Below are 21,196 nucleotides of genomic sequence, written 5' to 3'. Positions count from 1 at the left end.
GGAGCGGCGTGACGGAATGTGCACAGCCGCCCACTCCGGCGCCCGGCGGGGTGGCGATGGCATCACCCGTGCGAGCTCGTGCGTAGGGTCTGTCCCCGAGTGAGATTCGCCCGGGTTGCTCGGAGGGGTAGTTGCGTAGAGCTGTGGTCGTCCTCGGTGCGCTGGTGCTGCTGTCGTCTGCCACCGGACCGGCAGCGGCCGAGCCTCCGCTGGTGGTGACCGATCAGATCACCGACGAGGCGGCGGCTCTGGGCGACGGGGCGGCGGCAGTCGAGGAGGCCGTCGCGGAACTGGCCGCCGAGGACGATCTCCGTTTGTACGCCGTGTTCGTCTCCTCGTTCGATTCCGCGGACGTCGACGCCTGGGCGCAAAGGACGGCGGAGCTCTCGGCACTCAGGGAGTCCGACCTCTTGCTCGCCGTCGCTGTTGGCGACTCGACCTACGAGTTCAACTGGTGGATCGACGACTCGTCCCCGCTCGCCGTGGCAGACGTCGAGGATCTGATGACCAGCGAGGTGGAGCCGCGGTTGGCAGCAGGTGACCAGTCCGGCGCGGTGGTCGCCCTCGCCTCGCAGCTCCAGACCTCCACCCGGGCCGGCAGCACGGCGGAATCGGCCCCGTGGTCAACCACCACCAGCATCCTCGTCGTCGGCGGCGTCGCGACCGTCCTCGTCGTGGCCCATCTGCTCTCTCGTCGGAGGCCCTCGACCACCTCGTCCCGGTAGCCGGCACGTCACCTACCGGCGGGGTCCCCGGGTGCGCGAATGAGGCCGCGCACAGGTGCTGCACAGCTCGGTTATCGGGGTAGTACAGCAGCCACTTCCACGCTGACCGGCATGCGCACCCCGACGGTGGTCCAGTGAGTCGACGCCCGCTTCAGCCACCCCGCCGGAGCAGCCAGCGCCCTGCGGCGGGCACCGGTCTCCCGTGGCGGCTGCACACGCCGACGAGGTTGTCGGCGGGGAAGGTGCGGGAGGAACCGTGCACCTGAGCCTCGCTGGTCCCCATGGTCCCGCCCTGTGCGCCGGACGACCGTGCTCCCGCCATCACCCGAGCGAGCACCACATGCGGTCTTGGCCGAAGGTCTGGCGCGCGTACTACGGCTACAACGACCGAATGTGCTCGCACGGCATCGGCCACCCCGACCCGGACGACATCGCCTATCTCCAGTCGGTCGGCGGCGCCTCCGCTGCCCACTCCTGCGACGGGTGCTGCATCGCACCTCTGCGGCCGTAACTGCTGGGAGGGCTGCATCAGCCTCCGGAGATCATCCCCAAGACCTGCTCGTGGCCCGGGACCGCGTTCCGGGGGGCAGCGAACGTCCGACCTGACTTGGTTCACGCCCGAGATCCGGTCGGGGTGAAGCCCGAGTTCCGCAGTTGGTGGGCACACGAGCGGGGCAGTGCTCGGAAAAACCGCTGGTCGGTGCCGCGCAGCGGCCGTCGGCACCGCGGATGCAGGTACACGTTCCGGTCCATTCGGGCTTGCTCGTGCTGGTCAGCGGCGGTCAAGGAACGGGTGTGCACCTGCGGACGTCGACGCGGCAGCACGAGGACGGGACGAGGGGGCGGTACCTGTCGATCGCGCACGACGAGCCAGCCCGGGGCGGTACGTCGGTGGCCAAGGTCCTGGTGCCGCTGGGCCGGGAGGGTCCTGGTGCCGCTGGGCCGGGAGGACCGCCTCGACGCCGTCTGCCTGCGCCGGCCCGGTCGGCGCGATCAACCCCTACCTCGGTGACGACGACGCTGGCACCCACGTCGGTTCCGACGGGGCGCTCAAGTCGGCGCCGAGCCCGGCGGCCAGCCCGGCGCCGGGGCCGGGGCCGGGGCGGACGGTGGGCTGAGGGTCGCCGAGTCCCGGCCGGCCGGCGGGGCGTGGCTGCGGACGGCTGTGGCAACAACTCGGGATCGGCACCGCGCTGCGCGAGGTGCTCGCCCGTCGCCGGTTCACCACCGACGTCGAGCGGGTGACCTTCGTGCTGGCGGCCAACCGGGCGCTGGCGCCGGCGCCGAGCTGGCCGCCGCGGAGTGGATCACCACGATGTGGCGATCCCGGGGCTGGCGGCGGCGAGTGACGGTCAGCGTACCGGGCGATGGACCTGCTCATCGAGGCCGACACCGACGCCAAGGTCCAGGAGGCGAAGGTCTTCGCCGTGGCCAACCTGCTCAACCTCGAGGTCGACCCATGTTTCGACACCACCAGCACCTACTTCGAGCGCGACACCGAAGACACCGACCCGCCCGCCGAGGCAGGGACGCTGCCGGAGCCGGCGGCGGGTCGGGGTTCCGCTGCGACGGGCACTCCAAGGACTCCCGCGGTGATCCGCCGCAGATCGTCATGGGTCTGGCCGCGGCCCGCGAGGGCATCCTGGCGCGGGGGTGGTGCTGGCCGGGCAACACCAACGACTCCGCGGTGCTGCGGCAGGTCAAGGATGACCTGCGGGCCTGGTGGCTGGGCCGGGTATTCACCGTGGTCGACCGCTGCTTCTCCTCCGCGGCGAACCTGGCCTTGCTGCGCCGGGCCGGCGGGCACTTCATCGCCGGCGAGCGGATGCACGCCGGCACCACCCACGTCGAGGAAGTGCTGGCCCGCCAGGGCCGCTACCGGACCGTACGGGACAACCTGCGGGTCATGGGGGTGCGCCTCGAGTTCGCGCCGGATCTGCGCTGGGTGCTCTGCGTCAACCCCGACGAGGCCGCCCGCGCCGCCACGCAACGGGAGGCCGCGCTGGAGCGCATCCAACCCGCACTGGCCCGCATCACCACCGCCCGGACCCGGCTGGCCACACCAAGCCGGCCACCGCGGCGGCCACCGCCTCGAGCCCACATCCGCGCGCACGTGCTGCTGTGCTGGCTGGCGCTGCTGCTGATCCGGGTCGCCGAGCGGCGCACCGGCCAGACCTGGCCGGCCCTGGCCCGCGAGCGGGGCTGGCTGCACGCCGTCACCCTCACCGGGCCGACCGGCCGCCCCCGTCCTGCAGCACCCGTTCGGGGTAGAGGCGCGCCTCGCCGGGGCACCGGCTGTCAGCACCGAGGGGCGCCGGCGATTCAGGTCCTCCAGGAGCATCCGCAGGCTCCGCGCCACTGACTCGGCGTCCGTCAGCGGCATCGACTCTGAGGCCGTTGGAACTGCGCTCTGCAACTTGTCGGATCCCCTGGACCGCGCCAGCAGGCCCGGCTCAACACCACGACGCTCCGTAGAGGAGATCTCACTGGAGAAGGACAAGGGTCTCCTCCGCGTGTCGGTGCATGGTTACAGAACGTTACACACCGCCGAGGGACCGGGCTAACCACTCACATACGGGTTGACCTGCAGTGCGCCCCCGAAAAGGGTCCGGTGGCCAAGCGGCGCAAACGGGATTGCGAGGACGCTTTGACGACGAGCACGGGGTTGTGGGCCTTCGCGGCCAACAAGTCACCGGCCCGCGCCACGCCGACCCACGGGCTCCTCCGCGCCGCCCGACTTCTCGTGCTCGGACCAAGCGCATGGGTCCTCGTGGTCATGTGGCCGGGCACCGCCCAAGCGATGGAGCAGGTGGGTTGCGGGTTGGTGAACCTCCTCGTGGTCCGAGCTCCGGCCCCCGACCGTTCAATGCCCGGAGATGCCGCCGCTGAAGAGCGTGACCCATCCCAAGAGGCACACGCCCCGACCTGTGTCCATGGCGAGCCGGGCGCCCCGTCAGACACACGACGAGAAGTCACACCGACCGCGTCGGTCATCACAGATGGTGACTCGCCGCTGCCTGTCGCGCCGGCCTCTCGTCCGGCCGCCGTGACGGGCAGCCCCCAACGGGCCCCGGTGGAAGAAAGGGCACCGGCCGCCAGTGTGCCGGTCCCCGACGAGAGCCCGGCCCCGCCCAGCGCCGCCGGGCGATGGGACATCCCCGAGCGCGGCTTCCCGGGCGATGTGCGGTCCAGCTCGGGCAGCAGCCACGACGTCGATCAAGGAGTGGCGATCCTGCTGACAAGCACCTGCCTCTCGCTCGCCCCGATCACACGGCACAACGCTGTCACCGATCACGGCGTCCGCCGCCAGGCCGGCGACCCGGCGGCCAGGCCGGGCTGACGACTGGTTCCGGCGCGCGCTCAGCCGTTGATGCTCCCGATCAATGCAAATGGCCGCGTCGGTTAGCCGCCGACATCCACCTCGTGCTCTGGGGGAGCACACACGGTCAAGGACTTCCGTCAGATGAGGCACCTAGTACATGCCCCGGCGAGTCGTGAGGCCAGCGACGTCGCCGTTCTCTCCACCACCCATGCGTCTCCCCTTCCCAGCATGCGCAGTCCTGACAGGCGGGCGACGCCTCGAGATCGCATCGCCGTGGTCGGCTACGGCTACTGGGGCTCGAAGCACGTCCGCGTACTCAGCAGCACCCCGCACGTGGACGTAACCATCGTTGACGGCCAGATGAGCCGCCTCGCTGAGGCCGCAGCCCATTATCCCTCGGCCCGGGTCGCCCCGACGCTGGAGGACGTCCTGCACGATGTCGACGCGGTTGTCGTAGCCACACCGCCCGGCACCCACGCCGCGATCGCCCGCTGCGCGCTCGAAGCCCGCAAGCACGTCCTGGTGGAGAAGCCCCTGGCCACGTCCGTCGAGGACGCCGAGATGTTGGTGGAGATCGCCGCCGACCAGGGGGTCCACCTCATGGTCGGGCACACGTTCGAGTACAACGCTGCCGTCTGGAAGCTCCGGGAGCTCGTCCGGACCGGCGCACTGGGACGGATCCTCTACATCGACGCAGCCAGGCTGAGCCTCGGCCGGTACCAGAGCGACGTCAATGTCATCTGGGACCTGGCACCTCACGACATCTCGATCATCTCCTACATACTCGACGAGATGCCGTCCTGCGCGACGGTATGGGCGCACAGCCACATCAACCGGCAGCACGCCGATGTGGCCTACCTCCGTCTCGACTTTCCACAGTCACAGGCACGGGCGTACGTCCACGTCAGTTGGCTCACTCCGAACAAGGTCCGGCAGGTCACCGTCGTGGGTGAGAAGAAGATGGCCGTCTACGACGACATGTCGGACAACGAAAGGATTCGCATCTACGACATAGGCGTCGACGTCCAAGAGATCGACGACCCGGAGGAAGCCCACGCCCTGCCGGTGTCCTACCGCACGGGCGACATCGTCTCGCCCTACATCCCCTTTCACGAGCCGCTTCTGCTCCAGGACCAGCATTTCGTCGAGTGCCTCAGGACGGGTACGCGACCGAACACCCCCGGTGAACGTGGGCTGGAAGTGGTTCGAGTCCTCGCCGCGACCGACCAGCTCGCCGACGTTGCCGGCGAGGACGTAGTCGCCGGAGCGGATGTGTCGACGGGAGAGTCCGGCGTCCCCACCATTCCGGTCCCGCCGCCCATGGCCGATCGCCGGCTCTTCTCAGCGCGGTGATCCGGTGCTGACTTCCATGCCGATCCCGTTCCTCGACGTCCGAGGTCTGGCCGACTCCCTCCGGGCCGAGCTGGACGGATGCTGGCAGGCCGTCCTGACCCACGGCCGATTCATCGGGGGACCCGAAACCGAGGCCTTCGAACTACGGTTCGCAGAGTTCTGCGACAGCGCGCACTGCGTGGGGGTGGCCAACGGGACCGACGCCCTGGAACTCGTCCTCGTCGCCCTGGGGATCGGGCCAGGCGACGAGGTCATCGTGCCGGCGAACACGTTCGTCGCCACCGCTGAGGCCGTGTGCGCGGCAGGCGCCCGACCCAGGTTCGTCGACGTCCGACCGGACACGCTCGAGATCGATCCTGACGCGGTCGCAGCAGCCGTGGGCCCCCGCACGGCCGCGCTCATGGCCGTGCACATGTTCGGCCAGATGACGGACGTCGACAGGTTGGCTCCTCTCGCGCAGCGGCACGGCATCGCACTGATCGAGGACGCCGCCCAGGCTCATGGCGCTCGCTTCGGGAGCCGTCGAGCGGGCTCGGTCGGCATCGCTGCGGGTTTCAGCTTCTATCCCGGGAAGAACCTGGGAGCGCTGGGGGACGGCGGCGCCGTGGTGACCCACGATGCGGCGCTGGCCGATCGGATCCGGGTGGCCGCCAACCACGGCCGGGTGGCGGGAGGCCACCACGTCCACAAGGTCCGCGGCCGGAACAGCAGGCTGGACACCCTGCAAGCCGCCGTCCTCACCGCCAAGCTGGCGCACCTGGACAGGGACAACGAGCGCAGACGGGTCTTGATGGACCGGTATCGGCAACGCCTCCCCGACGGATGCACGCCGCTCGCACAGCACCCGCGGGCCGAGTCGGTGCACCACCTCGCGATGGTGCAAGTCACCGACCGCGCGGCAGCAGTAGCCGCCCTCGACGCCGAGCGGATCGGCTGGGGAGTCCACTACCCGGTTCCCTGCCACCAGCAGCCAGCCTTCGCCGATTTTGCTGATGGCCCCCTACCGGTCGCGGAGCGGGCCGCGGACACCATCCTGTCGCTGCCCATGTCACCGACCCTGTCCATCGACCAGGTCGACCGGGTCTGCGACGTCCTCGCCCGGGCAGGTCTCCCATGAAGTTTGATGTCAACGGTCGGCGGGGTCTCCACCACGCCCCCGCGGGCGCTCCGGTCGAGGACGCTCCTGCAGACCGGGCGGCGGTCACCGCTCAAAGTCAGCCTCGCCCCACCGGCTCAGCGGTGGAGCGACTCGGATCCCGGAGATGGCTCACCCGCCACCAGTGGACGGCGCTCACTTCACTGGCAGTCGTCCTCGTAGCGGTTGGGGCCGCAGCAGGCTATCTGGTTGCGGCCGCGATGCCGGTGCAGTACGCCGCGCACGCCCAGGTCGTCTACGCCCTGACCCGCGAACAACCAACCGGGTTCCTACGCGAGGACCGAAACATGAGCACACAACTGGTGCTCCTAGAGAGCCGGGCCGTGCTCGATCCGGTCGCGGCAGAGTGGCAGGTTTCGGTCGACGAGCTCACGCCGGCGCTGTCGGCCGACGTCCTGAGCGAGAGCGAGATCATCGACATCCGCTTTGTCGACAGCGACCGCGATCGGGCGGTGGAAGTACTCAGCTGGGTGGTCCAGGAGTACCTCGCGGTGGCGAACGCCGACGCCCGGTCCGACGTCCAGAACTACCTGGACGCCGAGTTGTTCGCCATCCTCGACCGGATCGAGGCCGTGCGGAGCGGCGCGCCGAGCGGTCAGGATCAGCTCGCGCCGCTGGTGGAGCGGGAGCAGTGGCTGCGGACCCAACTCGACGAACTGCGGATGACCGATCTCGTCGGACCGGGAGCCTCGACGCTCGTACAACCCTATGTCGATCCGACTCCGGTCAGCCCTCGGCCGATGGTCGCCACGAGCGCTGGTGGCGCGATCGGAGGGGTGTTGGCGGTGTTCCTCCTTGCCATCCTCGCGCGCCGGATGACCCGGCCCCCTCGTTCGGATACATGACCGCCCCGAAGGAGTCGCAACCGGTCCACGCGGCGCACCGGCGAGCAAGGAATGCGTCGGTTGCACACAGCTCCATGATCGTGGCCATCTGGACGCTGGTGAGCCGGACGACCGGTCTCCTGCGCGTCGTCGTGATCGGTGCCGTGCTGGGACCCACCTTCCTCGCCAACACCTTCCTGACGACCAACAGCGTCCCGAGCCTGGCCTACTCGATCGTGGCCGGGCCGGTGTTGGCCTTGGTTGCAGTTCCCGCGATCGTCCACACCTTGCTCGCCCACGGGGCGGCGGCGTCCCGCTTGTTCGTCCGTCGGCTCAGCAGCCTCCTGGTCATGGCGGCGGGCACGACGGCACTGCTCCTGCTACCGGTTTCCGCAGTCTTGTCCTGGGTGCTCACCCTCGGCGTGCCCGATGAGGCCCGCGGCAGGGCACGGGTCATCGCCCTCGTCCTCTTGATCGTGGTCGCGCCCCAGGTGGTCCTCTACACGCTTGCCGCGCTCGGCGCCGCAGCGCAGCAGGCACACCAGAGATTCGCGCTGGCAGCCGCCGCACCGGCGCTGGAGAACGTCGGCCTGATGATCACGGTGCTCCTCTTCGCGGCCGTTCAGCCGACCGGGGGCGATGTCGGCGATGTGCCCCTCCGCGCGGTGCTGATCCTGGGAATCGGGGCTACCGCTTCAGTGGGACTGCACGCGGTGGTGCAGGTGTTCGGCGCAGCCCGCGCTGGTCTCTCCCTTCTCCCGGCACGCGGTTGGCGCCGTGACCCCGAGGTGCGAGATGTCGGGGCGCGGCTCGGCGGCTCCGTCGTCGTTGCTGCAGCGCCAGCCGGCAGCTTCTTCCTCCTGCTGGCCTTCGCGGCCACTATCCCGGGAGGAGCCCTGGTTTTCCAGATGGCCTACGCGGTGTACGCCCTCCCCACAGCATTGGGGGCGCGCGCCATCACGACCGCCGTGCTACCGGCGATGTCCGTCGCGGTACAGGCCGTCGACCACAGCCGGTTCGCGGCCGCCTGGCGGCAGGCCTTCACCTACGGCGCGATAGCGGGACTGCCCGCGCTGTGCGGGCTCGTTGTCTTCGCCGAACCCATCGCGCGGACGTTGGCCGCGGGTGAGTTGCACACTCTCACCCTCATCAACTGGCTGGCTGTGTGCGTCGCCGTCCTCGGCGTCGCACAGCTGGCCAGCGGCATCCACGAGATCGGACGGCAGGCGCTCTACGCCCATCTCGACATGCGGGGCCCCCGGGTGGCGAGTCTGGTCTCTCTCGGGGTGACGACCGCGTTCGGGATCGTCGCGCTGTCACTGCCGGCCGGATCACCACGGTTGGCCGCGCTCAGCACCGCCCTGCTCCTCGCCGACGTCGCAGCCGCGGCGACCGTCATGGCGCGGGTTCGGCGGGCGATCCACCCGGAGTCGATCGCCGACGTGCGTGGTCTCGCCATCGTTGTTCTCGCCGCAGCTGCGATGCTGCCGGTACTGGTGGCCGGTCGCCTCGTGACCATGGAGGACGGGGACGGGTTTCTGGTCCTGACGTCCATGGCGTCCACGGGCTTCCTGGCGCTGGGCGTGTTCGGCCTGATCGTGAGGACGCTCCTCCGCCGCCGGGGCCCGGTGTCATGAACGCGCTGTCCGACAGCCTCAGGGCCGACCCTCTCGGCGACGTTGCGCTGTTCCGGACGCGACGCCGTTTACTGCTCGCCGTCGCTGTCACCGTTCTGCTCTCCGGTTCAGCAACCGCGCTCCTGGGTGTCGCCGCCGTCGGACTGGTTGCCGCACTGGCCCTCTTCGTGTGGGTGGCGCTGCACCCGGTGTCCGCCGTCTACATATACATGGCAACGCTGCCGTTCCTCGTCGGCATCGACCGGGGCAGACTGCTGCCCTTGGTCCGCCCGAACGAAGCTCTCCTGGCCTTCCTGGTCGCCGGTGCCACCTGCGGCGCCTATCTACGATTCTTGCGGGGCGACGAAGTTCGTCTCCGGATGCGGCCATTGGACATCCCCCTCGGTGTGTTCGTGCTGTTCTCGACACTCTGGCCGATCAGCTGGCTCCTCCTGCGCGGCACCGTGCCGAGCGGGGGGGACATCGCCGCGCTGCTTCCCGTCTGCAAGCTGGTCGGGCTGCTCATACTGGTCCGAACCACGATTCGCACCGACGACCAGCTGCTGAGGATGGGGCGGCTGGTGATATGGCCGGCGGCCGTGATCGGCCTGATCGCCGTGTTGCAGACCCTCAGGGTCCCGCCGGTCGTAACGGTGCTGGGCACCTATTGGGTCGAGGCGGGCCGCGACCCCTCCGAAGTGTCCGCCCGAGGCAGCACGACATTGGCGTCGTCGATCGCCACGGGCGACTACGTGATCCTGTCGCTGGCCCTCCTGATGGGGCTCGCGGTGCGGAGGACGGTCGGTCGACGCGAGGCGCTGCTCGCCGGGCTGCCACTGGGCGCCGGTGCGCTGGCCACGGGGCAGTTCTCCACGTGGGCCTCGGCGGCAGTGGTCACCTCGGGGATGTTGTTCCTCTACCCTCAGCTTCGCCGATTGGGAGTACGCATCCTTCCGATCGCGGTCGTGGGCGCCCTCCTCGGCATGCCGGCGTTCATCATCCGTCTCAGGGAGTTCGGCGGTGGCTTGGGTGTCCCGAGCAGCTGGCTTGGCCGCTGGGACAACCTCACGAACTTCTACCTCCCCGCCCTGGGGAGCTTCCGCTGGGTCCTCGGGGTGGGGCCGAATTCCGTGCTCCGGGCCCCGGAGACCTGGCGAGAGGAGATCTTCCTCGAGTACGGCTACCTGCAGTTCTTGTGGGTGGGTGGGCTGCCCCTGCTGGCCGCCTTCGGATGGCTGTCGGTCGAGGTGCTCCGATACGCCCGGCGCTGCGCCCGGCGAGCGGATGTCGTCGGCGCGTACGGGTCAGCGCTCTGGGCCGGGTGGTTGATGGTGCTGCTCCTGTCCGTCATCGACATCCACCTGGTCCTCCGGGGGGCAGGCGAGTTGTTCTTCCTCTTCCTCGCCGTCGTAAGCGGGAGGGCCGATGAGCACGAGTGACGACGTGCCGCAGCGTCCGTGCACGTGGGCGGACAGCGTCCGACGCGCACTGGACATCGGCACGTCTGCAACGGCACTGCTGCTCCTGGCGCCGCTGCTCCTGTGCATCGCCCTGTGGGTGCGATGGGACAGCCCGGGGCCCGCGCTCCTGCGCCAGGAGCGGATCGGGCTGGACCGCCGACCGTTCGAGCTCTACAAGTTCCGATCGATGCGGGTAGGGGGCGACGATCAAGCACACCGGCGGCTCATCGCGGCCGAACTTCGCGGCGAGAACACTGCTCTGGACGGGAGCACCAAGCTCCACCACGACGCCCGGATCACGAGGTCGGGGCGGCTCCTGCGCAAGACGAGCCTCGACGAGGTACCGCAACTCATCAACGTGCTCCGCGGCGAGATGACTCTGGTGGGCCCCCGGCCGTGCCTGCCCTGGGAAGCGGACATGTTCCCCGACGAGTTCGACGACCGATTCACCGTCCGTCCCGGGCTCACCGGCCTGTGGCAGGTGAGCGGCCGGAGCGCGGTCACCACCCTCGACATGCTCCGATTGGACCTGGAGTATCTGCGGACCCGATCCCTGGCCGGGGACCTCCGCATCCTCCTCCTGACCGTTCCCTCTCTCCTCCGCGGGGATGGTGCTCGGTGAGCACGCTCTTCCTCGCCACGACCGGCGGCCACCTCGAGCAACTGGAGGCGCTCGCCGCACGGATCCCAGCCGATGGGCCGGCTCTCTGGGTGACCCACGAGAACGATCAGAGCCGGTCGCTGCTGAGCGGGCGGGCCGTCGAGTTCGTGCCCTACGTACGCGTGGCCAACGTCCGTGACGTCGTGGCCTGCATTCCGTCGGCGCACCGCCTCCGGCGGAAGTGGTCGGTGACGCGTGTCGTGTCGACCGGCTCCGGCATCGCCCTGGGGTACCTGCCCTATCTGGCCACACGGGGTGTGCATTGCCACTACGTCGAAAGCGCGGCTCGCGTCAGCGGACCGTCACGCACGGGCCGGCTCCTGCAGCACATCCCCCGGATCCACCGGTACACGCAGTATGCGCAGTGGGCCGGCCCGCGATGGCACTATCGCGGGAGCGTCTTCGACAGCTATGAGCGCGACAACACTCCGCGGTCGCTCGGCCCCCTGATCCGGGTGGTCGTCACGGTCGGGACGGCGGCCGAGTTCCCGTTCCAGCGACTGATCGACCGTTTGGCGCCGCTGCTATCACCGGACGGCGAGCTAGCCGCGGTAACCGGCCGACCGGTGCAGGTGTTGTGGCAGACGGGTTGCACCAGGACGGAGCACCTGTCAATCGATGCCATGCCGTTCGTACCCGCTGATGCGCTGGTGAGGGCGATCGCCGGCGCGGACCTCGTGGTGAGCCACGCCGGCGCGGGATCCGCGCTCACCGCACTGACCGCGGGACGGTGTCCGCTGCTGGCCAGCCGTGCGGCAGGTCTGGGAGAGGCTGGTGACGACCACCAGTGGCAACTGGCAGAGGAACTGCAGCGGCGGGGACTCGCAGTCCACGTCTCGCCGGCCGAGATCACCACCGATGACCTCGTCGAGGCCCTGAGCGCCGCCGTTCGTCGGTCCACTGCCTCGACTCCGTTCGAGCTGGCTCCGTGACCGCCGTCCAGCGGGTAGATCCCCGCACCGACCCCCTGTGGCGCCGGCTCGCGGAAGGGGTGCACGGCAACCTGTTCGTCTCTCCCCCGTGGATCGACGCGGTGTCCGCCACCTATGGCTTCCGGCCGACGGCCCGGGTGTCCATCGACACCAGCGGCCGGCCGGTGGGCGGCGTCGCCTGGGTCGACGTCCGCGACATGCGCGGCGGACGGCGGCTCGCCCTGCCCTTCTGCGACCGCGCGGACCCGATGGTGAAGCACCTCGCCGCATGGACGGCCCTGGCGGACGACGCCTTCGCCGGTGACCTGCCCCTCACGCTCCGATGCCTCGACACGAACCCCGCTGCCACCGACCCCCGGTTCGAGTGCGTCGATGAAGCCGCCTGGCACGTGACGTCGCTCAACCGACCACTGGGCGAGTTGTACGGTGCGTTCCGATCACAGACACGGCGCAACATCGCGACGGCGGAGCGGGCCGGCGTCGAGGTCGTCCTCAGGGCGGACGCGAAGGCGGTCCAAGACTTCCACCGTTTACACGTTCGGTTGCGGAAGCGCAAGTACCGGCTCCTCGCCCAGCCGCTGGACCTCTTCGAACGGATCTGGAAGGCCTTCGCGCCAGCCGACGCCGTCCGGACGGCCCTTGCCCTCGTCGACGGGCAGCCGGTGGCCGGCGCGCTGTACCTGGTATGGCAGGACACCGTCTACTACAAATTCGGGGCCTCGACAGCGGAGTTCCTGCCCTTGCGCCCGAACGACGCCCTGCACTGGCAACTGATCTGCTGGGCCCATGAACGGGGTCTCCGAGCGCTGGACTGGGGGCTCTCGGATCTCGACCAGCCAGGACTGTGCGCCTACAAGCGGAAGTGGGCCAGTGTCGAAGGCCGAATACGGACTCTCAATGCCGGGGGTGCGCCGACGGGACGTTCCAACGAGATCGAGCAGACCCTGCGGGTCGTCACCGACCTGCTCACCGACCCCAGCGTCCCAGACGCCATCGCCGAGCGGGCTGGCGCTTCCCTCTACCGGTTGTTCTGCTGATGGCAGACCGGATGAGCTTGTTCACGCCGGGGGATCCGCCTCCGGAGCAGGGATCAGTTCGGCTCATCGGTGGAGAAGCCTGCGTCGGACTTCTCGTCGAGTTCATAAGGCGGAACACGATCCGGGACGACATTGCGGAAGAATGCCCCGTTCGTCGAGCCGTCCAGGTAGATCGCTCCACGATGGAGGTTCGGCCCGGCGAAGCTGTTGTCGCGCAGGACCACGTCCGGGAACCACTGGACGAGCACCGCTTGGGCACCCTCCACGTGGCACTCGTTGCCCGTGAACTCGATGTCACGCGAGCGACCGAGACGGCCGGTTGTCCCGGCTTCCTGTGCCGTAGCGATGAGGCACTGATGATCGACGTCTCGGCAGACATTGTCGGCGATGACGGCATCGACGGTGGGCATCCGGCTGTTGTCGAACGTCTGGAAGCAATCGGTGTGTGGCGGTTCCCCCTCGTAGCCGTCGTCCTTGATGTCCGTGATCGTGTTTCCGAGGATGCGGATGCCAGAGCCGAAGAACCGGATGCCGTCAGCGTCCCCGGCCTCCCGCTGCACAGACCCACTGATCCGGTTGCGCTGCACGATGATCCGCCGGCCTTCGACCAGAACGCCCGAGCCGTCAGAATCGAGCACGGTGTTGTCCTCGATCACCACGTCAGCACAGCCGTCCTCGCAACTGATCCCGTTCTCCCGCGCCGCTCGGACCTCGTTGTCACGAGCTACGAGATCCCGACCGCTGAGCACGATGCCCTCGCCCCCGTAGGTGACGAAGCCCTGCACCACGACGTGGTCGGCCTCGACTACGACCGAGCGCACTTGCGCGCCTTGGGAGACGACGACGACTGGCCGGCCCGGCTCCCCGGAGCGTTGCAAGGCGACATCTGTTCCTTCCAGGAGGCCGCCAGTGACACAAATCCGCGACCCCGGACCAGCGTCCACGAGCGCCTGCTCGAGCGCCTCCTGGTCTGCCGCTGTGACCGAGCAGGGCTGGTCCGAGGCGGTCGACGCACCCTCGGCGACGCCGCAGCCGGCGAGCAGGACGGCGGCGGCCACAACGCAGGCGACCGGCGGAGCGGGAGACGGATCGATGCGGATCACCGCCCTCCCTCTGCTACGACGCGTACATCGTACGGGCGGCGGCACAGAACCCCGATCGGTAGAGACCCGAGTGAAAGGCGGACAGACCATGGCCGGCGACGAACCCGAGCAGCGTTTGGCGGTGGTTGGGCAGGGCTATGTCGGCCTGCCTCTAGCCATGCGGGCAGTGGAGGTGGGCTACGACGTCATCGGCTTCGATGTCGATGACGCGAAGGTCGAGAGCTTGCGCCACGCCCGGACGTACATCGACGACGTCACCGACACCGACCTCGCATCGGCACTGTCCACCGGTCGGTTCCATCCGAGTGCCGACGCTGCAGAGTTGGCCGGCTTCGATGTCGCGGTCGTCACGGTGCCGACACCTCTGCGGGACGGCGCGCCAGACCTTCGACACGTGGAGTCCGCGGCTTCGCTGCTCAGCACGCATGTGAATCCGGGTTGCTGCGTGATCCTCGAGTCGACGACGTATCCAGGGACGACCGAAGGCGTCTTCATACCGTTGCTCGAAGCCAACAATTCCCTTCGGGCTGGCCGAGACTACCGAGTGGGGTACAGCCCCGAGCGCATAGACCCGTCCAACCCGACGTGGAACTTCCGAAACACACCCAAGATCGTGTCCGGCATCGACGAAGTGTCGACCAAGGCAGTGACCGACTTCTACGCCGAGCTGTGCGATCGGGTCGTACCGGTCGGAAACACGCGCGAAGCGGAACTTGCGAAACTGCTGGAGAACACGTTCAGGCACGTGAACATCGCCCTGGTCAACGAGTTGGCGATGTTCTGCCACGGTCTGGGGATCGACGTGTGGAAGGTCGTCGATGCTGCCGCCACCAAACCGTTCGGATTCATGTCGTTCACGCCTGGGCCCGGAGTGGGTGGGCACTGCTTGCCCATCGACCCGTCATACCTGTCATGGCAGGTGAGACGATCGCTCGGCCAGAACTTCCGGTTCATCGAAACCGCCAACGACATCAACGACCACATGCCCGACTACGTGGTCGCCCGCGCCGTGGAGCACCTCAACGAGATGCGGAAGTCGGTGCGGGACAGCGTGATCCTGCTGATAGGACTGAGCTACAAGCGCAACTCGGGTGACGCACGCCAATCGCCGGCGCTGGTCGTGGCCCGGCGCCTGCACCAACTCGGTGCTCGGTTGCGGGCGGTCGACCCGTTGGTGGACGTGGGTCTCATGCCGCCAGAGATCTGCCTGGTGGACGGCACTCCGGAGAGCATCGCCGGCGCTGATCTCGTCATCGTCCTGACCGACCACGACGCGCTTCCTTGGGATGTCCTCGAACAGCATGCCGACCGGGTACTGGATACGCGGAACCGTCTGCGGTCCGAAGTGGTGAACCGACTGTGATCCGACCCTCTGAAGGCACGCCCGAGTACTACGGATGGCTCGCTGCCCGGAAGTGGGGTACGTACATCCGGACGACCGAAGCCCAGGTCATCGACGAGGCACAGCACATGGCTCCGGCGCCCAGGAAGGCCTTGGACGTCGGTTGCGGTGGGGGCGAGTGGACGGAGTTCCTCACCAACAGAGGCTGGTCGGTCACCGCGGTGGACGTGGACCCGAAGTCCGTGCGTGCCTGCGAGGAACGCAACCCGGACAGCGTCTGCGCCCTGGTCGGGAAGGACAGCCGACACCTGCCAGCAGCGGACGAGTCCGTGTCCCTGGTCATCTGCATCGAGGTCTTGGCGGTCAGCCACTCCGACTGGTTCCTAGCCGAGGTGAAGCGGGTCCTCGTCCCCCACGGGCGGCTCGTCACGGTGACGTGGAACCGCTCGTCGATGCGAGGGCTCTTCGCCGACGCTGCAGCGCGCATCCGCAGCGGTACACCGCACCCTCATTACCAAGAACCGTACCGGGCCTGGCGCCGGCGCCTGACCGACGTCGGTCTCGAGGTAGAAGCCGAGCGCGGCTTGTGCTGGTTCCCGTTCTCACGAGCCAGCGATTCATCGCTCGTACCTGCATCAGCAGTGCTCGAGCGACGCTTCGGCCTCTCCCGGCTGCCCGCATTGAGTCCCTGGGTGCTGGTGACAGGTTCTCGCCGCCCCGACGGGGAGGACGCCGTGCACAACAGGTTGGACGTCGAGGCGGTGGACGGTCCATGAGCGCGTCGGCGATCGGCTCTGCCCAGTACTGGGAGGAAGTCGCGACCAGCAGATGGGGCCGGTACATCAGTGCCGCCGAGACGACAGCGGTCGAACACGCCCTGGCCACGGCTCCTCATCCCCACAGAGCTCTCGACGTCGGCTGCGGCCACGGTCGGTGGACGACGCTGATGCTCCAACGCGGCTGGTCGGTCACTGCTTCCGACGTCGATCCGGACGCTGTCCGCATGTGCGCTGAACGGAACCCCGAGGCCGATTGCCTGGTTGTCAGCGCCGGGAGCCGGCTCCTCTCCGCCGGTGACGCTTCGGTGTCTCTCGTCGTCTGCATAGAAGTGCTGCCGGTCATGACCTCCGAGTGGTTCCTCCCCGAGGTCCGACGGGTCCTTGCGCCGGGCGGTCTGCTGGTGGCCATCACGTGGAACCGCGATTCGCTGAGGGGGCAGGTCAGCAGCGCCCTGTCCCGGATCAGGCACGGCGAGCCGCATCCGCACTACCAGATGTCATACCGGGCGTGGCGGCGGCAGCTCGTAGCCGCCGGAATGGGGATCGAGAGCGAAGTGGGCCTCTGCTGGCTCCCCTTCGGCCGGCGCAGCGACTCACGTCTGATCCCGGCCGCGGTGGGGCTGGAACGTCGGCTGGGGCTCTCGCGACTGCCGGCAGTGAGCCCCTGGGTACTGGTCACCGCCCGTCGTGAGGGAGCAACTCCGACGAGCGATCGTCCTGGCTGAGCAGCGCGCCACACTGGCCTGATCGGGAGAGGGGGACCGATGACCCACCGTCTGAGTAGGGTGACTTCCGGGGTGCAGGAGGTCCAGGTCGTCGCCGACCCACCTGCGTGGCTGCTGTCCGCGTGGGATCGGCTGGTGGAAAGCACACCCGGCACCGACGTGACGCAGCTTTCGGTCTGGGCCCGGATAGGCGCGCTGAAGGCCTTCCGGCCCATGTACGTCTTCGCCTGGCAACGCGACCGATCCCTGGCTGGTGGGGCACAGGTCCTGGTGCGGTGGATTCCGGGTCTCGGGGGAGTCGGATACGTCCCGTACGGCCCCGTCGTCGCCCAGGGCGCGGACGAGCGGGCACTCGTCGTCTGGGATCTCGCACAGGGTCTAGCGGTCCTGCCCGGCATCCGGATGTTGTTCGTGCAGCCCCCGGAGGGAGGCGAGGACATTCGCCAGGCTCTCTTGAGCGAGAGGTTCCGGCCCTCCTCCGCCGACATCGCTCCGACCGGATCGGTCCGCCTGGATCTTTGGCGGAGTACGGAGGAGATCACCAGAGGCATGAAGCCACGGTTGCGTTCCTGGACACGCCGCTGGGCCGCCGAGGGGGTCGAGATCCGCATGGGCGACGAGCGTGACGTTCCTCTTCTCGCGGATCTCATGCGGGCGGCCGCGGACGCCCGGGGATACCGGCGCCCGCCACATGCCGACTACCTGGAGCGGGCGTACATCGAGCTGGCGCGCAGTGAACGCGGGTTCCTGTGGATCGGTGAGGTCAACGGGACCCCGGTGACGGCGGACATGGTCACGACGTGCGGCGAGATGGTGCGCGGCCGGTGGAGCGGGTTCGACCGGCACGGCCCCGGAGGCCGTTTGTCTGTTCCCGCAGCTGCTCGTTGGGCGATCATCCGCTGGGCTCGGGCGGAGGGATACCGGTGGCTCGACTTCGGAGGGCTCTCGGAACAGACGCTGCACGATGCCGTCGACTGCGGGATCCGATCGAGCGCCACGTGGCCCGGACCTGACCAAGCGAAGATGAGCTTCGGCGGCACACCGTACCGGTATCCCGCCCCGGTAGAGCTCATCCGGTCGATGCCCGTCCGGTTCGCCTACGACGCGGTCAATCGGAGCTCGCGCGGTCGAGCCGTCCTCGACCACGTCAAGGGCCGATTGCGGTGCCGCCTCCAGCGACACCCATCTCCGGCCCGGCTTCCCATGGCACCCCCGACCATGCGACTGGGATCGTGAGGATAGAGGGCGTCGGAGCTGGCCCCGCCGGACTCTGGTTTGCCATCTCCGCGAAGCGGTGCGACCCAAGCCACGAGATCACCTTGCACGAGCGCCGCGCGCCGAGCACGACGTACGGCTGGGGCATCGTGTACTGGGACGACCTGCTCGACGGGGTGCGCCGGATCGACAGCGCGACGGCGCAGGCGCTCCGGACCAACTCGCGCAAGTGGGCCGGTCAGCGTGTCTGCGTGCGGGATCGTCGGCCGGTGCACTTGGGCGGCACCGGGTACGGATTGAGCCGCCAGCGGCTGATCGACGTGCTCGCGCGGCGGGCATCCGAACTCGGTGTACGGATCGAACACGAGAGTGATGTGGTTGATGCGGCGGACCTGACGAACGCTGACTTGGTCGTCCTAGCCGACGGCGCGCACTCCCGTCAGCGACGCCGCCGGGAGCAGACGTTCGGATCGATCGAGTGGACCGGGACCAACAAGTACCTCTGGCTAGGCTCGACGAAGACCTTCCCGGACTTCACGTTCGCCTTCGAGGCCACCCCGGCGGGCTGGATCTGGTTGCACGCATACCCCTTCGCGGCTGCCGCGAGCACGGTCATAGTCGAGTGCCGAGAGGGGACGTGGCGGGGTCTCGGCTTCGACTCGATGACTAGCGAAGCCTGCGTGCAGGAGCTGAGTCGCATATTCGCCCGACACCTCGACGGACACCGGATCGAACTCTCCGCAGACGACACCGCCGCAGGACACTGGGCGACTTTCACAACGGTACGCAACGAGCGCTGGCACGCCGGCAACCTCGTCCTCGTCGGCGACTCTGCGCACACCGCACACTTTTCCATCGGTTCCGGGACGCGGATGGCGTTCGAGGACGCAGCGGCTCTCGCCCGGTCCCTCAAAGGATGTCGCCCGGCGGACCTTACCGATGCTCTGCAGCGATACCAGGACGAGCGGCGGCCGGCGGTCCTGAACCTGCAGCGGGACGCCGCGACCAGCGCCGCGTGGTTCGAGGACGTCGATCGACACATGCGGCTCCCGCCGCTGGAGTTCGGTTATGCGCTGCGGATGCGCCGTGAGTCCGCCCCCGGCTCACCACTGCACCATGCGCTACACCGGGTGACGCAGTGGCGAGTCGGCCGCACCGCGCGACGGTCGGTCACAGTGATCCGCCGGGCTGTCGCGACCAGACGGCGCTAGCGCGACAGTTGCAGGCTGTGCCGCTCGGGTTCGGCAGCAGCGGTCTACCCTGGTGACGCTAACTCGCGGGATGACGTGCAGGTATGCCCGCCGAGGTGGTGACGGGTCGTGTCACTCGGCGATGTGACGCTCAGGTTGGCGGTCAGACGGGCTGTGCGCCGGTCTCGCGCGTCGGCGCGGGAGTGAGTTGAAGGATCTCTTTTCCCGAGTTCCGCAGTTGGTGGGCACACGAGCGGGATAGTAAGGGTCGCGTCCCGTGGTCGATTACTCGGCCCGGTGCTCACGCAACAGCCGCACCGCGCGCTCCCTCAGCGCCGGATCGATCTTGTTCGGCATGACGCCATCCTCCGTGACTCATAAGGAGGCAGCACAGAACCTGGGCCGCTTCAGATTCGTTCACCGTCTTGTGGGTCGTGCCGCAGCTCGCGGCCGCTCCCCGATAACTGCCCACCTCACGGTAGGCGGTCAATACGTCCAACTCTTCCCTCACCGACTTCGATGGAGTCCCCTGGATGGAGCGGTGACGGGCTAAGCGCCGCCACCGTCACCGCCCAGGTCTCAGCTCACGATCGACACGATGAGCGAAGAGCCGGACAACCCAGCCCCGTCACCAGGCGGATCGACATTTCCGCCAGGCTGCTCGAATGCCGACCTGCGCGGACGCGCGGCCCGTCACCAGACCAGGCACTCTGCTGCGGAACGCGAGTCGAGGTACCGCCGCAATCGTGTTCTGCCCTCTATCATGTCACATCGGTGACTGTCCGCCGGTCCCAGGTGTTGTTCTTCTCGACGAACTCGGTGATCACGTTCCCCGGATCAGGATCAACCCTGAGCCCGTCCGCCCCTAGTCCGCGCTGACCGTTGTACTGGCCTGTGGTGTTACTAATGATCAAACCGCGCACCCCAGCCACCGCTATCCCAGTGGAAGTCTGGTTGCGCAGAAGCAGGCCGTCGATGGTGATGCGTTCGGGTATCCGCCCGGAACCGTCTCGAGGGTCGTAGTTTATCATCACGCCTTGGTCGTGGCGGTCGTAAGCATTGTCCCGTAGCGAAACCGGATTCGTGATTTCGCCATTGGCGATGAGCACGTCCTTGAGGCCGACGATCTGCACTCCGTCAGAGTGCTCTGTGGTGTCCGTGTGCCCCGACGTGATGAAGTCCCGGATGGTGACATTCGAGCCCCGGGAGCCGAATACATGGTCCTGGATCACGTTCTCGCTGTGGAAGCGTTGAAGGGTGACGCCCTTCGGCAGGCTCGTGGTCGTGCCCTGAATGTAGAAGGAGCAGTCGGCGCCCCGAACCTTAACGTCTTCTACCGTGACCGCGGTGACCGCCCCGTTGACGTAGAAGCCGTGAGTCGCGCCCAGCCGCGTGTGAATGCCACCCCGCCAGAACACGTTGCTGGCACCACTGACGATGGTGACCTGATCGGTGGTGTCGATCCCGCGAAAGTCCAGTCCGTCACCGCTGATGGTCGTGCGGCCGAACGTGACAGTGGCCTGAGCGGCCGGAGTAATCCTAATCAGCCCTTCGGTGACGCTACGGGTGAACGACTGGGCACCGTAGGACCCACCAGCCAACACCACCGTATCCCCAGCCTGGCTGGCCTCCAGGGCCGCCTGCAACGACTGGGGGCTGTTGGCATTGCGAACGGTGCCCTGCGGGGTCCGATCTACCAACCCCGGGCCGCGCTGGCCGGGTGAGGTCGCGGGACGGCTGGGGGAGGCTGCCGGGG

The 21,196-nt window shown here is 68.4% G+C and carries 18 protein-coding genes; 16 read left to right on the top strand and 2 right to left on the bottom strand.

Annotated features, from left to right (window positions below; genetic code table 11):
- Positions 1–143 precede the first annotated feature (143 nt).
- From OF117_RS15020 to OF117_RS14970, 11 genes are all read left to right on the top strand, one after another.
- The gene (locus OF117_RS15020; RefSeq protein ID WP_263553650.1) at positions 144–725 is read left to right on the top strand and encodes a TPM domain-containing protein; all 582 of its coding nucleotides are present in this window, start codon (positions 144–146) and stop codon (positions 723–725) included.
- Positions 726–1,065: 340 nt separating this feature from the next.
- Positions 1,066–1,236: a hypothetical protein gene (locus tag OF117_RS15015; protein WP_263553649.1), complete on the top strand. Its 171-nt coding sequence runs from the start codon at positions 1,066–1,068 to the stop codon at positions 1,234–1,236.
- A 1,101-nt stretch (positions 1,237–2,337) separates the two neighbouring features.
- Complete coding sequence (locus OF117_RS15010; RefSeq protein WP_263553648.1) at positions 2,338–3,087, top strand: hypothetical protein; 750 nt, start codon at positions 2,338–2,340, stop codon at positions 3,085–3,087.
- Positions 3,088–4,188: 1,101 nt separating this feature from the next.
- Positions 4,189–5,400 (top strand): Gfo/Idh/MocA family oxidoreductase, encoded by a 1,212-nt coding sequence (locus tag OF117_RS15005; protein WP_318014254.1) that lies wholly within the window; start codon positions 4,189–4,191, stop codon positions 5,398–5,400.
- A 4-nt stretch (positions 5,401–5,404) separates the two neighbouring features.
- Positions 5,405–6,517 carry a DegT/DnrJ/EryC1/StrS family aminotransferase gene (locus OF117_RS15000; RefSeq protein ID WP_263553646.1) on the top strand — a complete coding sequence of 371 codons (1,113 nt, stop codon included), beginning with the start codon at positions 5,405–5,407 and terminating at the stop codon, positions 6,515–6,517.
- A gap of 326 nt (positions 6,518–6,843) precedes the next feature.
- Positions 6,844–7,401 (top strand): hypothetical protein, encoded by a 558-nt coding sequence (locus OF117_RS14995; protein WP_263553645.1) that lies wholly within the window; start codon positions 6,844–6,846, stop codon positions 7,399–7,401.
- Positions 7,402–7,475: 74 nt separating this feature from the next.
- A complete protein-coding gene (locus tag OF117_RS14990; RefSeq protein WP_263553644.1) occupies positions 7,476–9,017 on the top strand; it encodes a lipid II flippase MurJ in 1,542 nt (513 codons plus the stop codon).
- Positions 9,014–10,435, top strand: a complete 1,422-nt coding sequence (locus tag OF117_RS14985; protein ID WP_263553643.1) for a hypothetical protein — start codon at positions 9,014–9,016, stop codon at positions 10,433–10,435. Before OF117_RS14990 ends, OF117_RS14985 begins: the two co-directional genes overlap by 4 nt.
- Entirely contained in the window at positions 10,422–11,078 is a 657-nt protein-coding gene (locus tag OF117_RS14980; protein ID WP_263553642.1) for a sugar transferase, read from the top strand. Before OF117_RS14985 ends, OF117_RS14980 begins: the two co-directional genes overlap by 14 nt.
- Positions 11,075–12,049 (top strand): glycosyltransferase, encoded by a 975-nt coding sequence (locus OF117_RS14975; RefSeq protein WP_263553641.1) that lies wholly within the window; start codon positions 11,075–11,077, stop codon positions 12,047–12,049. Before OF117_RS14980 ends, OF117_RS14975 begins: the two co-directional genes overlap by 4 nt.
- Positions 12,046–13,086: a lipid II:glycine glycyltransferase FemX gene (locus tag OF117_RS14970; protein WP_263553640.1), complete on the top strand. Its 1,041-nt coding sequence runs from the start codon at positions 12,046–12,048 to the stop codon at positions 13,084–13,086. The genes OF117_RS14975 and OF117_RS14970 overlap by 4 nt, the downstream gene beginning before the upstream one ends.
- A gap of 53 nt (positions 13,087–13,139) precedes the next feature.
- Here OF117_RS14970 and OF117_RS14965 read toward each other — a convergent pair whose 3' ends face one another.
- Positions 13,140–14,189: a right-handed parallel beta-helix repeat-containing protein gene (locus OF117_RS14965; protein WP_263553639.1), complete on the bottom strand. Its 1,050-nt coding sequence runs from the start codon at positions 14,187–14,189 to the stop codon at positions 13,140–13,142.
- Between the two features lie 88 nt (positions 14,190–14,277).
- Between OF117_RS14965 and OF117_RS14960 the strand changes: the two genes are divergently transcribed.
- The 5 genes from OF117_RS14960 (at position 14,278) to OF117_RS14940 (ending at position 19,461) form a co-directional block, all read left to right on the top strand.
- Positions 14,278–15,552: a nucleotide sugar dehydrogenase gene (locus OF117_RS14960; RefSeq protein ID WP_263553638.1), complete on the top strand. Its 1,275-nt coding sequence runs from the start codon at positions 14,278–14,280 to the stop codon at positions 15,550–15,552.
- Positions 15,549–16,307 (top strand): class I SAM-dependent methyltransferase, encoded by a 759-nt coding sequence (locus tag OF117_RS14955; RefSeq protein ID WP_263553637.1) that lies wholly within the window; start codon positions 15,549–15,551, stop codon positions 16,305–16,307. Before OF117_RS14960 ends, OF117_RS14955 begins: the two co-directional genes overlap by 4 nt.
- Positions 16,304–17,035 (top strand): class I SAM-dependent methyltransferase, encoded by a 732-nt coding sequence (locus tag OF117_RS14950; protein WP_263553636.1) that lies wholly within the window; start codon positions 16,304–16,306, stop codon positions 17,033–17,035. Before OF117_RS14955 ends, OF117_RS14950 begins: the two co-directional genes overlap by 4 nt.
- A 72-nt stretch (positions 17,036–17,107) precedes the next feature.
- A complete protein-coding gene (locus OF117_RS14945; RefSeq protein WP_263553635.1) occupies positions 17,108–18,271 on the top strand; it encodes a lipid II:glycine glycyltransferase FemX in 1,164 nt (387 codons plus the stop codon).
- Between the two features lie 83 nt (positions 18,272–18,354).
- A complete protein-coding gene (locus tag OF117_RS14940; protein ID WP_263553634.1) occupies positions 18,355–19,461 on the top strand; it encodes an FAD-dependent monooxygenase in 1,107 nt (368 codons plus the stop codon).
- A gap of 740 nt (positions 19,462–20,201) precedes the next feature.
- On the opposite strand, the gene OF117_RS14935 is transcribed toward OF117_RS14940, so the two are convergent.
- A partial coding sequence (locus OF117_RS14935; protein WP_263553633.1) for a hypothetical protein occupies positions 20,202–21,196 on the bottom strand: 995 nt, incomplete at its 5' end.

It is taken from the genome of Geodermatophilus sp. YIM 151500, assembly GCF_025716945.1.
Lineage (GTDB): Bacteria > Actinomycetota > Actinomycetes > Mycobacteriales > Geodermatophilaceae > YIM-151500.
The sequence above is the reverse complement of the archived record's forward strand: the minus strand, read 5'-3'. Positions and strand labels throughout refer to the sequence as shown.

What these genes read in the sequence shown, in the direction of transcription:
- OF117_RS15015 (WP_263553649.1), top strand. Translation starts at nt 1,066, where the DNA reads ATGCGGTCTTGGCCGAAGGTCTGGCGCGCGTACTACGGCTACAACGAC.
- OF117_RS15010 (WP_263553648.1), top strand. Translation starts at nt 2,338, where the DNA reads ATGGGTCTGGCCGCGGCCCGCGAGGGCATCCTGGCGCGGGGGTGGTGC.
- OF117_RS15005 (WP_318014254.1), top strand. Translation starts at nt 4,189, where the DNA reads ATGAGGCACCTAGTACATGCCCCGGCGAGTCGTGAGGCCAGCGACGTC.
- OF117_RS14995 (WP_263553645.1), top strand. Translation starts at nt 6,844, where the DNA reads ATGAGCACACAACTGGTGCTCCTAGAGAGCCGGGCCGTGCTCGATCCG.
- OF117_RS14990 (WP_263553644.1), top strand. Translation starts at nt 7,476, where the DNA reads ATGATCGTGGCCATCTGGACGCTGGTGAGCCGGACGACCGGTCTCCTG.
- OF117_RS14985 (WP_263553643.1), top strand. Translation starts at nt 9,014, where the DNA reads ATGAACGCGCTGTCCGACAGCCTCAGGGCCGACCCTCTCGGCGACGTT.
- OF117_RS14980 (WP_263553642.1), top strand. Translation starts at nt 10,422, where the DNA reads ATGAGCACGAGTGACGACGTGCCGCAGCGTCCGTGCACGTGGGCGGAC.
- OF117_RS14960 (WP_263553638.1), top strand. Translation starts at nt 14,278, where the DNA reads ATGGCCGGCGACGAACCCGAGCAGCGTTTGGCGGTGGTTGGGCAGGGC.
- OF117_RS14950 (WP_263553636.1), top strand. Translation starts at nt 16,304, where the DNA reads ATGAGCGCGTCGGCGATCGGCTCTGCCCAGTACTGGGAGGAAGTCGCG.